Source organism: Paenibacillus sp. RRE4, from assembly GCF_031844205.1.
GTDB lineage: Bacteria > Bacillota > Bacilli > Paenibacillales > Paenibacillaceae > Paenibacillus > Paenibacillus xylanexedens_B.
Window position 1 is genome coordinate 1,969,059 of sequence record NZ_JAUZUT010000001.1, and the last position, 14,960, is coordinate 1,984,018.

The 14,960-nt window shown below is 44.4% G+C and carries 13 protein-coding genes; all 13 read left to right on the forward strand.

The features are described from left to right. The first annotated feature begins 35 nt into the window (after positions 1-35). The 13 genes from Q9R46_RS08910 to Q9R46_RS08970 all read left to right on the forward strand — a co-directional run bounded on the left by Q9R46_RS08910 (position 36) and on the right by Q9R46_RS08970 (position 14,800). A complete protein-coding gene (locus Q9R46_RS08910; RefSeq protein WP_311279731.1) occupies positions 36-1,754 on the forward strand; it encodes an ABC transporter ATP-binding protein in 1,719 nt (572 codons plus the stop codon). Between the two features lie 181 nt (positions 1,755-1,935). Then, entirely contained in the window at positions 1,936-2,397 is a 462-nt protein-coding gene (locus Q9R46_RS08915) for a MarR family winged helix-turn-helix transcriptional regulator (protein WP_311279732.1), read from the forward strand. After that, on the forward strand, positions 2,394-3,497 hold the full coding sequence (locus Q9R46_RS08920) for a threonine aldolase family protein (protein WP_311279733.1): 1,104 nt from the start codon (positions 2,394-2,396) through the stop codon (positions 3,495-3,497). The genes Q9R46_RS08915 and Q9R46_RS08920 overlap by 4 nt, the downstream gene beginning before the upstream one ends. 776 nt (positions 3,498-4,273) lie before the next feature. Next, on the forward strand, positions 4,274-5,086 hold the full coding sequence (locus Q9R46_RS08925) for a methyltransferase domain-containing protein (protein WP_311279734.1): 813 nt from the start codon (positions 4,274-4,276) through the stop codon (positions 5,084-5,086). A 56-nt stretch (positions 5,087-5,142) separates the two neighbouring features. Continuing rightward, the gene (locus Q9R46_RS08930) at positions 5,143-5,772 is read left to right on the forward strand and encodes a pentapeptide repeat-containing protein (RefSeq protein WP_311279735.1); all 630 of its coding nucleotides are present in this window, start codon (positions 5,143-5,145) and stop codon (positions 5,770-5,772) included. Positions 5,773-5,877: 105 nt separating this feature from the next. Continuing rightward, positions 5,878-7,425: a DEAD/DEAH box helicase gene (locus Q9R46_RS08935; protein ID WP_311279736.1), complete on the forward strand. Its 1,548-nt coding sequence runs from the start codon at positions 5,878-5,880 to the stop codon at positions 7,423-7,425. Positions 7,426-7,531: 106 nt separating this feature from the next. Continuing rightward, the gene (locus Q9R46_RS08940) at positions 7,532-7,885 is read left to right on the forward strand and encodes an MmcQ/YjbR family DNA-binding protein (protein WP_311279737.1); all 354 of its coding nucleotides are present in this window, start codon (positions 7,532-7,534) and stop codon (positions 7,883-7,885) included. A gap of 69 nt (positions 7,886-7,954) precedes the next feature. Then, positions 7,955-8,860 carry an alpha/beta hydrolase gene (locus Q9R46_RS08945; RefSeq protein WP_311279738.1) on the forward strand — a complete coding sequence of 302 codons (906 nt, stop codon included), beginning with the start codon at positions 7,955-7,957 and terminating at the stop codon, positions 8,858-8,860. A gap of 177 nt (positions 8,861-9,037) precedes the next feature. Next, entirely contained in the window at positions 9,038-10,591 is a 1,554-nt protein-coding gene (locus Q9R46_RS08950; RefSeq protein WP_311279739.1) for a hypothetical protein, read from the forward strand. Positions 10,592-10,896: 305 nt separating this feature from the next. Next, positions 10,897-12,054: a type III polyketide synthase gene (locus Q9R46_RS08955; RefSeq protein WP_311279740.1), complete on the forward strand. Its 1,158-nt coding sequence runs from the start codon at positions 10,897-10,899 to the stop codon at positions 12,052-12,054. After that, positions 12,041-12,769, forward strand: a complete 729-nt coding sequence (locus tag Q9R46_RS08960; RefSeq protein ID WP_311279741.1) for an SAM-dependent methyltransferase — start codon at positions 12,041-12,043, stop codon at positions 12,767-12,769. The genes Q9R46_RS08955 and Q9R46_RS08960 overlap by 14 nt, the downstream gene beginning before the upstream one ends. Further along, positions 12,766-13,905: an NAD(P)/FAD-dependent oxidoreductase gene (locus tag Q9R46_RS08965; RefSeq protein ID WP_311279742.1), complete on the forward strand. Its 1,140-nt coding sequence runs from the start codon at positions 12,766-12,768 to the stop codon at positions 13,903-13,905. Before Q9R46_RS08960 ends, Q9R46_RS08965 begins: the two co-directional genes overlap by 4 nt. A 205-nt stretch (positions 13,906-14,110) precedes the next feature. Further along, positions 14,111-14,800: a DUF421 domain-containing protein gene (locus Q9R46_RS08970; RefSeq protein WP_397386367.1), complete on the forward strand. Its 690-nt coding sequence runs from the start codon at positions 14,111-14,113 to the stop codon at positions 14,798-14,800. Positions 14,801-14,960: the final 160 nt, after the last annotated feature.

Sequence of the window (14,960 nt, forward strand, 5' to 3'; positions counted from 1 at the left end):
CCGAATATGAATGTGGAGAGTGAGTGTGAATCGAAATGCTTCGTCGTTTTTTTTCGTATTACCGACCGTATAAAAAACTGTTTTTGATCGATTTTGGGTGCGCTGTATTTGCGGGGTTGCTGGAGCTGGCATTCCCTCTTGCCGTTAGTAAATTTATCAATGAACTGCTGCCTGGCCAAGACTGGCCGCTGATTTTATTGGCGTGTATCGTGTTGTTATCGATCTATGCACTCAATACGGTACTGAATTATGTTGTTACATACTGGGGGCATATGCTGGGCATCAACATCGAAACGAATATGCGGGAGAAAATGTTCGCCCACCTGCAGAAGCTTTCGTTCCGGTTCTTTGATAATCGCAAAACAGGGCATTTGATCGGTCATCTTACGAATGACCTCAACGATATTGGCGAAGTGGCTCACCACGGACCAGAAGATGTATTTATCGCCGTGATGACACTGATTGGTTCATTCTGGCTGATGGCCAATATCAATCTGGAGCTGGCTTTGCTGACATTTATCATCATTCCGATTATGGCGTGGGTGATCATTGTATTCGGGGGGCGAATGACTAAAACGTACCGGAGACTATTCGGTGACGTTGGTAACTTCAATGCACGTATTGAAGACAACGTAGGCGGCATGCGTGTCGTTCAGTCTTTTGCCAATGAAGAGCATGAGAAAAAGCTGTTTGCTGTAGATAATGCCAATTTCCGTCTAACGAAACTGCTCGCGTATAAAACGATGGCGAAAAGCATCTCGGTCAGTTATATGATGATGCGTCTGGTGACCGTGTTTGTCATGATCAGCGGAGCGTGGTTTTACATCGATGGCCGAATCAACATGGGTGATTTCATGGCATTCCTGCTTTTGTCGAATATATTCTTCCGCCCGATCGAGAAGATTAATGCCGTGATTGAGAGTTACCCGAAGGGGATCGCGGGGTTCAAACGTTATCTGGAGATCATTGACACCGAGCCTGAAATCGCAGATCGCAAAGAAGCGGTTGAGTTGCGTGAGGTGAAGGGGGATATCCGTTTTGAAAATGTATCGTTTGGTTACGAATCCAGCCGGCGCATCTTGAATCAGATTAGCCTGTCGATTCATCCGGGTGAAACCGTCGCTTTTGTCGGGCCTTCAGGTGCGGGGAAAACGACGATCTGCAGCTTGCTTCCACGCTTTTATGAGGTAGAAGAAGGCCGAATTACGGTGGATGGTATGGATATTCGAGATATTAAGCTGCAATCTCTACGTAAACAGATCGGAATCGTACAGCAGGATGTATTCCTGTTCTCGGGTACGATTAAAGAAAATATTGCATACGGTGACCTTATGGCAACCGAGGATCAGATCTGGGAGGCGGCGCGCCGTGCTTCACTGGAAGAATTAATTTTGAGCTTGCCGGACGGCATGGACACGATTATCGGAGAACGTGGGGTCAAGCTGTCCGGTGGGCAAAAACAGCGGTTATCCATTGCCCGTATGTTCCTGAAAAATCCGCCCATTCTAATTTTGGATGAAGCGACATCTGCCCTGGATACGGAAACGGAAGCACTCATTCAGCAATCTCTCGCCGAATTGTCGGTAGGCAGAACAACATTGGTGATTGCTCACCGACTTACCACGATCAAAAATGCAGACCGCATTATCGTGGTCAACACCGATGGGATTGCCGAACAAGGAAATCATGAAGAGCTGGTTGCTGCCGGAGGCATTTACAGCCGCCTGCATCAAGTACAACATAATCACTCGTAGGATGGGATTTTACCAAATTTTTTAAAATTCATTAAAGCTGCCGCGCCTTGCGCGGCTTTTTTTGTCCTTTAGATATGATGTGCGATGTCTGGAGTTGTTGAACTGGAAGAATAATGTTGACAGTGTCCACAATCCTGATTAATATAATGTTGACAATGTCCACTAAAAGGGAGGTTTCATAATGAACTCTCAACATATTCAACCGGAAGTTCTCGCAGACATGCGGCGGTTTAACCGTTTTTATACCAATATTCTCGGGGTGCTTGATAAGCATATTCTCGGGACGGGATATTCTTTTGCCGAAGTCCGGGTCATTATTGAGATTGGCATGCGCGGGGAAAGCATTGCGAACAGCCTGGTCGATACACTTACCATTGATCGCAGTTATATGAGCCGCATCGTGAACAAGCTGACAAAGGAAGGAGTGCTCGTTAAGGTGGATTCCACAGAGGATAGCCGGGCTAGCCTCATTCGCCTGACGGAAAAAGGGCAAGTGTTGTTTAATGAGCTGAATGACCGATCCGACCAGCAGATTATGAAATTAATGCAAAACCTGAATGAAGAAGAGATTCAAGAGGTCTATGCCTCTATGATGAACATCCAAGAGAAGCTGAACAAGAAGGCAGGAGAGAGAGCACGATGATACGATTTGAATGTGATTATAACGAAGGTGCGCACGAACGCATTTTGCAGCGATTAATGGAAACGAATATGGAGCAAACGAGTGGTTATGGCACAGATGATCATTGTGAACGAGCGCGTATGCTGATTCGGAAGGCCTGCGGTCACGAAGAGGCCGATGTACATTTTCTCGTCGGAGGTACGCAAACCAACACAACGGTGATTGCATCTATTCTTCGCCCACATCAAGGCGTCATAGCTGCGGTGTCTGGCCATATTGCTGTTCATGAGACAGGTGCAATCGAAGCGACTGGACACAAGGTGCTGACGGTTCCGAGTCTGGATGGAAAAATTACGGCTGCGCAAGTGAAAGCGGTCTATGATGCACATGCACAGGAATCATCTCCAGAGCACAGTGTTCAACCGGGCATGGTATACATATCCCAACCGACTGAGTATGGCACCATGTATAGCAAAGCTGAACTTGAAGCGCTGTATGCGGTAAGCAAGGCGTGTGGTCTGCCATTTTTTGTGGATGGGGCACGACTCGGTTACGCTCTTGCATCCAAAGATTGTGATATGACGATGACCGATCTTGCTCGACTTTGTGATGTATTCTATATTGGCGGAACCAAAATCGGTGCATTGATGGGTGAGGCGGTTGTTATTCTCAATGATGCGTTGAAACGCGATTTTCGTTATATTATCAAGCAAAAAGGTGGATTGCTGGCGAAGGGCAGATTGCTCGGTATCCAGTTTGAAACGTTGTTTGAAGATGGTCTGTATCTGGAAATTTCCCGTCATGCCGTAGATATGGCTTTGAAAATCCATGATACCCTTAAACAACATGGTGTGGAGTTCTTGTATGATTCTCCAACGAATCAGCAGTTCCCGATTCTGCCGGATTCCTTGCTGGCACAATTGAGCGAAGACTACACATTTACATTTTGGGAAAAGGTTGACCATTCCCGCAGTGCAGTTCGCTTCTGTACCAGTTGGGCCACTCGCCCAGAAAACGTAGAAGCACTAACGCATGATATTGCATCACTGTTGCAGAAAGACAAAGGTCAAGCTGAATCGACTGAAACGGTTGCGGTGTTAGAGACTACGGTAATGGTGTAACTGAATTGGTGTGATTGAATGCGCAAATAACAGAAGAATGAAGTGGGCTATCCGAATCAAGCATGCTGCCACTGAAGTAGAGCACCTTTATTAAAACTTCAGCAAGAGAGTTGAGTGAAGGGTCAAACGCTAACGATCATGACAGAGCTTATTTGGGGCGTTTTAGCGAGTGAATTTTTCTAACGATCACCACAGACGTTATTCGACTAAGAATCGCGCTTTTTCAGGATAAAATGCTGATTTATTACAAAATAAGCTTCCTGGTGATCGTTAGAATTTAGCATTGCCTGAATTGAGCCGAATAGCGTTTCTGGTGATCGTTAGAAATTTATAACGGGTCAGGAGTGACCTACTGTTTTCATAAATTAGTGCCCTCATACAATTATCCAAGGATAGAGAACTAATTATAGGGATGAAATGTGCCTAGAATAGAATTTGGGGTGTCTTGCAGGTGAGATGTAACCTGTAAGGCACTTCTTTGTATTTTATATGAAAATGATGCAATCCGGATTTTTGTGCAAGCTAAATATTGGTAGTGGTAATTTATTTTATTAGAAGACAGATTATTAGAAATTAGTATTAGAAATTAGTTTACTAGATGTGAGTTTATTACGGGTTAGTTTGGCAGGGGTTAGAAACATTAGACCTCCGTTGTTAGACTGTGATTGCTAAATTTTAGTGGTTAGACCTTAGTGGTGAGGTTAGATTGACATCTTTCTCCGAATAATTTAAGGTATTATAGACATATTATGTCTCTAATGTGAAGGAGAGAAGTTATGCAACCTGAAGAAAAACAATCCTTTCCAACAAACAGTTCATTGGGTAAGAATTCATCTACTTTTTTAATAAATGAAACGACTCCAGCGATCCAAGACCTTCAAACTAAGCTTCCCATACAGTCTATGCCTATCCTAACGATGTTACAGCCATCCCCCGGAGAACGGATTCTGGATTTGGGATGTGGGAATGGCATGCTGACGGCTAAAATTGCGGCAACCGGAGCGATCACCACCGGAATTGATTTTTCGAAAGAAAGCATTGCGCAAGCTTTGGAAAAATATCCGGAACTTGATTTTAAGACGGCAGATGCTGCTTATTATCGGACGAAGGAACCTTATGACGCCGTATTTTCTCATGCTGCATTTCATTGGATGGCTGACGCTCCAGCTGCCTTGAGAACCGTGCAATTGGCGTTAAAGCAGGGAGGGCGCTTTGTTACTGAGTTTGCAGGTAGCGGTAATACGGCGATCCTTCTTCATGCGGTTCAGGAGGAGTTGCTCACACGAGGATACACTTGGGAAGGACGTAATCCGTGGTATCATCCAACCGTAGGTGAGTTTTCAAGCTTGCTGGAGCAATATGGATTCCGAGTGTTATTCATACAACATGCCGACACGATGAGGCCGCTGAAACAGGGGGTCCGTCAATGGCTGAGTAGCTTTGCTTCGTATCTCTTCCATGATATAGATGCAGAGGAGCAGGAGATAATGATGGAGGTTGTCGAAAAGAAAGTAGAACCGCAGCTTTATCGTGAAGGGCAGTGGAATCTGGATATTGCCAGAATGCGGGTTGTGGCTGTAAAAGGTTAACCATTAAGAATACAATAGCCAGGCTGCTATTTTCCGACTCATCAAAGGAGGCTCGCATGAAAATAGAGAAACCCAAGCTGACCTTGCAATTGCTTGAATCTAAACCGATCTATACGTTGGATTCGAAAACAGAGTACAAGGACAGACTGTTTGAACATATGACACTGGACATGCTGGAGGTGAGCAAAGCATCATTCGAGAACGTGGTGTTCCGGCATGTAACCATTCTGGAGTCATCACTTGAACATTGTGAGTTTACGGATGTGCGGTTCGAGCACTGCGACTTGTCCAATGTGAATCTGCAAAATACGTTTATGCATCGTACGGAGTGGGCCAATTGCAAACTGGTCGGAACGGACTTTTCCGGTAGCAGGTGGCAAAACGTTAGCATTGTGGAGAGTATATGCGACTATAGCAATTTTCGTTTTTCCCATCTTAAACAGGTGGAGTACCTCGGATGTAGCTTGATCGGTGCGGATTTTGCCTATCTGAAATTACAAAAGATTGCATTCGGTACATGTAGGCTGGATCAGGTGACGTTTACCGGAACATCTATGAAAGGATTGGACCTCAGTGATAGCGAATTTGATGCTCTTGTTCTTACGCTGGAGGATCTGGCCGGGTGTGCGATCGCACCGCATCAAGCAGCAACGTTTGCCGGATTAATGGGACTGATCATCAAATAACGTTCAAAAAGATATACAGAATCGTGATTTAGTGTTATCCTTAACCGTTACGTGTGACATAAAGATTCGTTTTATGTAGAGATGTGCGTAGATGAAGGAGATAACATGACATTTCAGGAATTAAACATTATGCCTCCGATTTTGGAAGGATTGAAAAAAGCAAATTACAGTAAACCCACTCCGATTCAGGAGCAATCCATACCTGCCGTGCTTGCGGGCAGAGATTTACTTGGCTGTGCGCAGACGGGAACAGGTAAGACAGCAGCATTTTCGGTGCCTATTATCCAGTTGTTGAGCCAAGGTAGCAAGCAGAAACAAGCGACTCCCGGTAAACAGTCAGACCCAAAAGCAAAATCCGTCCGTGCTATTCGCTCACTGATCTTGTCCCCGACAAGGGAGCTTGCCATTCAAATATCCGATAATATTAAAATGTACAGCAGATACACGGACATTCGCTCCGTGGCGATTGTAGGCGGCGTATCTCAAAGAGTACAGGAGCGCGCACTGCATCAGGGAGCAGATATTATCATTGCTACACCTGGACGCTTGATGGATCTGGTGAATCAGAAGCAGATAGATCTGAGCAAAGTGGAAATTCTTGTCCTGGATGAAGCGGACCGCATGCTCGATATGGGTTTTATCCACGATGTGAAACGCATCATTGCCAAGATGCCGAACAAGAAACAGACTTTGTTCTTCTCGGCTACCATGCCGCCAGAAATTGTGAAGATGGTGCAAACACTGTTGGTGAACCCCGTGAAAGTGGAGATTACTCCGGTATCATCAACGGTGGATCGTATTCAACAGTCTATATATTTGCTGGAGAAGGGCAATAAGCAGAACATGTTAAATCATATTTTGCAAGATAAATCTATTGCTACTGCACTGGTGTTTACTCGTACAAAACGCGGTGCTGATCGGGTTACGCGAGATTTGGCCAAAATTAATGTAACGGCGCAGGCGATTCACGGCAACAAGTCACAGAACGAACGCCAACGGGCGCTGAACAATTTTAAAAGCGGTGTAACTCGTGTGCTGGTTGCAACCGATATTGCAGCGAGAGGTATCGATGTGGAGGAGTTGACTCATGTCATCAACTTCAATCTGCCGAACATTCCTGAGACGTATGTCCATCGTATTGGTCGGACAGGCCGAGCCGGGAAAAGCGGGATGGCGATCTCGTTCTGTGAGAAGGATGAGCTTCCTTTCCTGAAGGATATCGAGAAAGTCATTAAAAAATCGATTCCCGAAGTGAAGGACCATCCTTACCCGATGACCAATACGCCTGTGTTTGCCCCAATGAATCAAACGAATCAAGGTAAACGGACAAAACAAAGTTCCAGAACAGCTGACAGTAGATCAGGATTTAATCGCGCTACTGCGGATAAACCGGCGAAATCCAAGGCCAATCCGGCGCGTAAGCCTAGGTCCGAATGGTTTACCAAACGGGATAAAGCAACATCCGGCGGTAGAAGCGAAGAGCGTAGCTCGAATGGATCGCGTTCCGGACGTAGCGACAATCCTCAAGCCAAAGTTAAGGGTACACCGTCATCTGAGAAAGTGCGTAAAGCAGATCATAGCCAAACAGGTAGCCGTTCTACCTATCAGAGCCAGCAGCGCCGTAGCAAAACGCGCAACGATAAGGTTAATTAACATACAAGGAACGAAGCCTTCTCCGATCTATCGGAGGAGGTTTTCTTTGTGTAAGGCTTCGATTAAAATGGAAGATAAACGAGTTCAGTTTAGAGGAGGAAGTATTGTGACGGATAGCATTATGGATTATTGTCTTGGCAAAAAAGGGGCTGTAAAGGAATTTCCATTCGGTCCTGAAACGGCAGTGATTAAGGTAGCAGACAAAATGTTTGCACTTCTGTTTGAAGGCAATGGAGAGAATAGCCGTTTGAATCTGAAATGTGATCCGATTATTGCGGAGAACCTGAGAGAGCAGCATAAAGCTGTTATTCCCGGCTACCATATGAATAAAAAGCATTGGAATTCCGTCATACTGGATGGTTCCTTATCGAACGAGGACGTTTATGCCATGATTGATCACTCTTATGACTTGATTGTGCAGAAGCTTCCAAAGAGGATTCAGGAGACACTCAGCGAATAGATTGAATGAAGCCAGATGTGATTGTAGCAGTTTTCGGTAAACACAAAGATGATGAAGGAGTGGATGTGAATGGATCAACAGCAGCAGATTGCCATGGTTCAACAAATGCGTCAGCATAGCTCGGGAAATGATCAGAGTCTCCAACCAAGTCTTACATATGATGTTACTGTAAAAGAATACACGATTCCTACCTCCGCCGGAGAAACCCGGGTGTTGGTGTATGTGCCGAATCCAAAAAAGAAAAACGAAGAAGCGTTGACTTGGCCCGTGTTTTTTAACATGCATGGAGGCGGGTTTGTGCTGGGTCAGGCCGACGGGGACGACCCTTGGTGTCGTTTGATTGCAGATCGTGCAGCATGTCTCGTCGTTAACATTGATTATAAGTTAGCACCTGAGCACAAATTTCCCACGGCTGTCTATGAGTGCTACGACGTCGTGAAATGGATGCATTCCAATGCAGATCAGTTCTCCGCTAATGCAGCTATGTTTGCTATCGGCGGTCATAGTGCTGGAGGCAATCTGGCAGCATCGGTATGTTTGCTGAATAGGGAACGTGGGGATGAATTCCCAATTTTACTCCAAATTATTGATTATGCTGTGCTGGATGTGGCTACAGAACCCGGGGAGAAACCTGACTTTCCGGAAGCTATCCCAGCCCATGTGGCTAGAACGTTTAATGCAATGTATTTGTCAAAACCAGAGGATGCCTCGAACCCCTTAGCTTCTCCGGTGCTTGCCGAATCACTCTCTGATTTGCCTGAGGCTCTGATTATTACTGCGGAGAGAGATTCTCTAGCTGAAGAAGCTCGTGTATATGCCGCGAAGCTGGAAGCAGACGGTGTAAAGGTGACCCACAAAGAGTACGCAGGGGCAGTGCACGGTTTTACACATCATGGCGATATTGAAATGGCTGAAGATGCTTGGTATTTGATGAGTGACAAGTTGAGGGACGTTTTTAGCCGCGCAGAAGTTTGATATATAACGATGACGTTGAAGCCGCCTATGGGCGGCTTTTTGTGTGTGAGAAGAAGTTTCCTTCGTGTGACCATCAAAATTCAAAAGAAATGGATTTATAATCCTTGTGGGCTAATCTCTCTCAGATTTATAATAGTCCTGAAAGTCCATTCATTACATTTAAGATAGGAGATTAGGATGAGAAAACGTCATTTTACAGCATTATTTTTAATTATGATATTTTTGTTAAGTTGTACTTTTCCGGGGAAAGTAGCTATGGCTAGTGAGGGAGGAGCTGGAGTAAAGCAAAAGATATATTTTCAATGGATGTATCATACTTACAAGCAAAACGAAACAAAACAGCCTTTTATTCGAAAGACGATTGTAGATTATTCCACAGGTCTGTTTCGTCAAGAAGATACGGTAATTGATTTTATAGACACATCAGAGGACTATTCTTTTACAGAAGCATATGGATCGAATACAAAGAACCCTTGGATCAGGTACAGTACATTAAACACGGCATCTAACCAGCAAATTTTGAAGTATGATAGTCGCTCCAACAAGGTGACTTTAATCGGAAATGTAAGTAAGTCTACAGGTACAATGGATGAAATTTATCCCGATGCGAACATGTATGTTGTCGAAAAAGGACCACGTGAGTATCTCGTATATTCATTATCAACGAATAAGTTAATACATAGAACTAAAGAAAAACCTTCCCAACACACGAGTCTTTATGTGACAAATTTGTTATTTCATAATGACTTCGATCCAGAACCAACGAAAGGTTCGTTATATGTTACGCCAGGGAAATATTACGTTTCGGGTCGGGGTTATGTGGACAATCCAGGTGAATATTCTTACGAGATCAGACCAGATGGGAGCGAGCGCAGACTAGGCTCATATAGGAAAAAAGACACGTATGACTACGTCTACAAGAAAATGTTAACTTCATCTACAATGTATAAACAAACAAGCCAAAAAAGAATGTTCAAACATGAACTGATCATAAACGGTAAGGCGCATACGCTTCTCGAGTCTAACACATCCAAAGCGAAATACACATTCGGTGTTGCGCAGTTTAGTCCTAACGGGAAATATGTTGTACTCTGGGTGAACTATACGGAGAATGGCCGTCGCGTTCCTGGAAAGGAAGAATACCGTATATTTGACACCTCATCCGCGAAACTAATCCAAACGATTCCCATTAATACGACAGGACGATCTTCTGCGATTGACTTCGGACTGGGTTGGGTGGATAACAATAATACGGATCACATTATGCAATCGGGACTGCTGAATAAAGGTGCTTTACGAGTCATTGGCTCTAATCTGATGACACCTTCCAGAAGCGGAAATGTCATTAACGTTTCAAGTCAGAGCGAGTACTTGTTTACATTTGACCTGGCCAATTATTTAACGATTAATGATCCTGTGCCGGTTAAATACAACGGGGAATATATGCAATTCCAGGGTCAAGGAACATTCAGAGCGATGGATTCTACCATCTACACTCCTGTAGACGAATTGGTAAAGTTAATTGATGGCACTGTAAATCGCAGTAAGGATCAGATCATCGTAAAATATCAAGGCAAGTCCTTCACTCTAAATCCGGCTAAACAAATCGAGTGGAAGAATCGGATCTATTATCCTTTGAGAGAAATCCTGACCGGGGTATCGTTAAAATTGCTGGTCGAATCCAATTCGCAAGCTTCTGAAGATTGGAAAGAATTAAGAATCGTTGATTAATCGAATAACGCCTTTTAAGGATGAAATCCGCCTGTAAGTAGCGGAAGGATTTATCCTTAGGAGGTGTTTTTTTCTATGAATTGTTGTAGTTCGTCAAACGGGGCTTCTGAGTATGTCATCATCTTAATAAAATATATAATCCGGGCAGAAAACTCGTCGCCTGGAAACAGTGAAGTCATGTTGCGGCTTCAATACATCTTCGCAATAATTTTATATGGATCAATATCATTTTGGGATTACAACTTTTTCATAAAGGGTAAGAGGTGTTAATTGAAGGTAATTATAGCCAAAATCAGGAGGTTCATATGAATCCAAATAACCATTCGAGTGATATCGCCATTCTTGGCATGGGAACGGCGCTCCCCGTACACAAGGTAGCTCAGCCGGACATTGCGGAGCTTATCGCTTCTTCACTGGTTGATCGACCGGATTTGGCGAGGTTTGCCAAGCGTATTTTCAAATCCTGTGGTGTAGAGACACGGTATACCGTGGAACCGAGTTATCTTGGAACATTGGAAGAATGCGGTTATATCCCTTCTGGTACACAGCCGGATATTCCAACCACACGGGAACGCATGGATACATACCAGCGGGAGGCACTCCCTCTGGCGATTAATGCCGCGGAAGAAGCAATGCAAGACGCGCAGATCTCTCCCGAAGCGATAACTCACATCATTACGGTGAGCTGCACCGGGCAGTATCTGCCAGGACTTGATGTGCAATTGATCCAACACTTTGGACTTTCTGCTCGAGTCAACCGATTACCACTCATTTTTCAGGGCTGCGCAGCAGGGTTAAAAGCAGTTCAGATGGCTCGTGACGTCGTGCAGGGTGCCCCAGGTTCACAAGTGCTGATCGTTTGCGTTGAATTATGTACACTTCATTTCCAGCCGGTGCAAGATCGGGAGGCACTGTTTGCTGCGTCGTTCTTTGGAGATGCCGCTTCTGCATCCATTGTGGGTACGCCAGAGGCGCGGCATAGAGACTACCTGAGTCTGGGAACCGGCTATTCGGTGTTGCTACCCGATTCGACGGAGGACATGACCTGGAAAGTGGCCGATTACGGATATGATTTGCATTTGTCGCCCCGTATTCCGAAGTTACTTGGCAATCATTTGCAAGAAGAACTGAGTCTTTTGCTGCAAAGTGAACAGCTCCCCGAACTATGGGCAATACATCCGGGCGGACGAGGAATCGTAGATTCTGTTCAGGAAGTGATGAATTTGAAGTCGGAACAGACGAAGTACAGTCGGGATATTTTGAGAGATTACGGCAACTTGTCTTCGAATACGATCTTGTTTGTACTTCAAGCGATGCGCATGGATATGAAAAAGCAGGAGCAGTTGTCCACAGAAGGCGTAGCCATGGCTTTTGGTCCTGGACTTACTGCAGAATTAATGAAATTCACTTATGTTCCGGCGCTAACATCGGTCATGGAGGAGCAGGATCATGTCCTTCTTTAGAAGATTGAGCAGTCGTGCCAGGGAAGAAGAATTGATGGATGACTTTTCCATGGGTGGCGAAGAACTGCGTGAAGCGTTGCGACATTTACGGCGGTTGAACAAAATATTTGCTGCTCCTGGTCCCACCGTGTCCGGTGTGGAGAAATTATGGAAATCCGTAGGTAAGCCGGATAAGCTAACCCTTCTGGACGTTGGTGCAGGTTCAGGAGATGTGAATCTGAAGCTATTGCATTGGGCGAAAAAACAAGGGATAGATATGCAAATTACGCTAGTGGATCTGACCGAAGAGGCTTGTGAAGAAGCAAGACAGTTGTTTCAGAGCGAGCCTCGTGTTCGAGTACAGCGTGCCGATCTAACAGCGTTGCCTGATGATTCAGCCGATATTGTGACAGGCTCACAGTTCATTCACCATTTTGAAGGAGAACAACTTGTCGATATGATTCGTCATATGCTTCGTGCATCGAAATATGGTGTGGTTATCAATGATATTCACCGTCATCCGGTGTCTTATAAAGCGGTATGGATTACAACAAGACTTATCTCGCGTAACCGTTATATTCGTCATGACGGACCGTTGTCGGTAGCCAAGGGATTTACAGATCGGGATTGGCAGGAACTCAAACATCGATTGAAGCATGAGACAATGACCTATGAGTGGAAACCGTTATTCCGATATTCTGTGGTGATTCCGCGAAAGGGAGGCCTCGTAACATGATGAAATCAACCGATGTAATCATTGTTGGAGCTGGCATTGCGGGCAGTAGCTGTGCGATCGAACTGGCCAGGCAAGGTCATCGAACGTTGTTGCTCGATCGGCAACAGTTTCCCAGACATAAAACATGTGGGGAGTTCATGTCACCTGAAACGAGGGAGATGCTGGAGCGTCTTGGCATTCATCTGTTGAATCAGGAGAAGAGCCCCAGCAGTATGGATCATGCCCGGATTACGATGCCGGATGGTGGTGAGATTGAAGCACCTTTGCCTGGATTCGCCTATGGAATAAGCCGATATGAGCTGGATCAGCTACTGCATCAGCAGGCTTATGCCGCCGGGGCCGAAATTTTAACGAAAGTGAATATTGCTTCAATCCGGCAACTTGAAAATCAGAGTTATGAAGTCGAGGTGAAGCAGGGCAATGAACGGAGATGTTTTCAAGCCAAGGCCGTTATCGGGGCATATGGGAGCAAAAAGTTGAGAGGAACAAGTAGCGAAGAAGGAGTTCGGGACGAGACGATATATGTCGGTGTCAAATCTCATTACAAAGGTATTAACATACCGGCGAGGGTAGAATTATATTTTTGTGATGGTGGTTATATGGGCATATCTCCGATTGAAAACGACACGGTTAATGTTGCCGCATTGTTAACACTTGATTCTGTACAGGGGAGCGGCAAGTCCGTAACAGAGATTTTGCAGGCAGCCGCGATGACGAATTCAAATCTGGCGGCTCGTTTAGCAGAAGGGGAGGCCATTCAGGGAACCCAAGTGTCTGTTGCGCCATTGCAACTGTCTAATGTCCCGCAACCGTGGTCCGATTATCCGCATATTGGGGATACGATGATGGTCATTCCACCTCTGTGCGGAGACGGGATGTCCATTGCTCTTCGTTCTTCGATCGTGTGCGCGCGGTGGACAGATGCATACCTTAAGGGCGAGATTGACTATACCACATGGCAAAGCGAGTATACACTCGAAGCGAATCGGGAGTTCGCACCGTTGCTTCGAAGAGCCAGAATGATTCAGAATCTTGCCTTTGCAAAAACCAACCGCTTTTATCCTGCTCTAGCTCGAATGTTTCCTGGGCTTGCGACCTACGTAGTAAAAGCGACGAGGCTGTCTGAGATGAGATAAGACAAGACAAATCAAGACAAATCATGACAAGATTGAAGGCTGCCGGCGGCAGCTTTTTTGTTGTTTAACCATACATATCAAGCATGTGTATCAAAATCCATTTTTGGTTTTATATTTTAAATCTAATATGTACATACTTTTAGAGAATCAGATTCTATTTATGAAAAATGGAAGGGTGCTTTAGTTGATCGATCATCTTATTATTTTGGTCCGAAGTATATCTGCGTTTCTACTCTTACTCCTCATAACGAGAATACTTGGCAAACAGACACTATCTAATATGAACTTTCATGATTTCGTCACCGCTGTAATTATGGGAGCTATTGCTGCAAATTTAGCATTTAATGAAAAAATGGAGGTGATCCATCTCTTGATTTCGCTTGTTGTTTTCACCGGGACTTCTTATATGTTGTCTAAATGGAATCTCAAGAGCAGAAAAATGCGTTTGCTTGCGGAAGGTTCACCTACGGTATTAATAGAAGGCAGCAAGGTTCTGGAGGATAATTTAGCAAAGAATAAAATGACGCTGGATTCTCTTAACCAAGCACTTAGACAAAAAGAGGTTTTTGATATCAATGAAGTCGAATACGCCTTGCTTGAGGTTAACGGTCAAATTTCGGTCATGAAAAAAAAGCAGTTCAGAACAGTCACTATGCAAGATATGAATCAAACAAAAGATGTTAAAGAACGTTTGCCCGTTGAAATGATTATGGATGGTCAGTTGCTGAAAGAAAATATAAATCTAAACGATGTATCTGAGGTTCAGTTATTGAAACAGCTCAAATCTAATAAAAAACAGGTTAGCGATGTGTTTTATGCTGTTATAGGGAGCAATGGCAAATTATATATCGACTATTATAAAGATCAGTTACAACATCCAGTTGACGTAGAGTAGATAGCTTAACAAGAAATATAATAACAATTTTAATATGCTTTTAATAAAAAATGATACGAGTTAAAATCGTCTCTTTGGCAAATTGAAAAATGCTCGTATAATAGATTTTAATGGATCAATACGAGACAGAAATTAGATCAGAGCCGAGAGGATGTTAGTA

What these genes read in the sequence shown, in the direction of transcription:
- Q9R46_RS08935 (WP_311279736.1), top strand. Translation starts at nt 5,878, where the DNA reads ATGACATTTCAGGAATTAAACATTATGCCTCCGATTTTGGAAGGATTG.
- Q9R46_RS08950 (WP_311279739.1), top strand. Translation starts at nt 9,038, where the DNA reads ATGAGAAAACGTCATTTTACAGCATTATTTTTAATTATGATATTTTTG.
- Q9R46_RS08960 (WP_311279741.1), top strand. Translation starts at nt 12,041, where the DNA reads ATGTCCTTCTTTAGAAGATTGAGCAGTCGTGCCAGGGAAGAAGAATTG.
- Q9R46_RS08945 (WP_311279738.1), top strand. Translation starts at nt 7,955, where the DNA reads ATGGATCAACAGCAGCAGATTGCCATGGTTCAACAAATGCGTCAGCAT.
- Q9R46_RS08910 (WP_311279731.1), top strand. Translation starts at nt 36, where the DNA reads ATGCTTCGTCGTTTTTTTTCGTATTACCGACCGTATAAAAAACTGTTT.
- Q9R46_RS08955 (WP_311279740.1), top strand. Translation starts at nt 10,897, where the DNA reads ATGAATCCAAATAACCATTCGAGTGATATCGCCATTCTTGGCATGGGA.
- Q9R46_RS08965 (WP_311279742.1), top strand. Translation starts at nt 12,766, where the DNA reads ATGATGAAATCAACCGATGTAATCATTGTTGGAGCTGGCATTGCGGGC.
- Q9R46_RS08930 (WP_311279735.1), top strand. Translation starts at nt 5,143, where the DNA reads ATGAAAATAGAGAAACCCAAGCTGACCTTGCAATTGCTTGAATCTAAA.
- Q9R46_RS08925 (WP_311279734.1), top strand. Translation starts at nt 4,274, where the DNA reads ATGCAACCTGAAGAAAAACAATCCTTTCCAACAAACAGTTCATTGGGT.
- Q9R46_RS08920 (WP_311279733.1), top strand. Translation starts at nt 2,394, where the DNA reads ATGATACGATTTGAATGTGATTATAACGAAGGTGCGCACGAACGCATT.
- Q9R46_RS08915 (WP_311279732.1), top strand. Translation starts at nt 1,936, where the DNA reads ATGAACTCTCAACATATTCAACCGGAAGTTCTCGCAGACATGCGGCGG.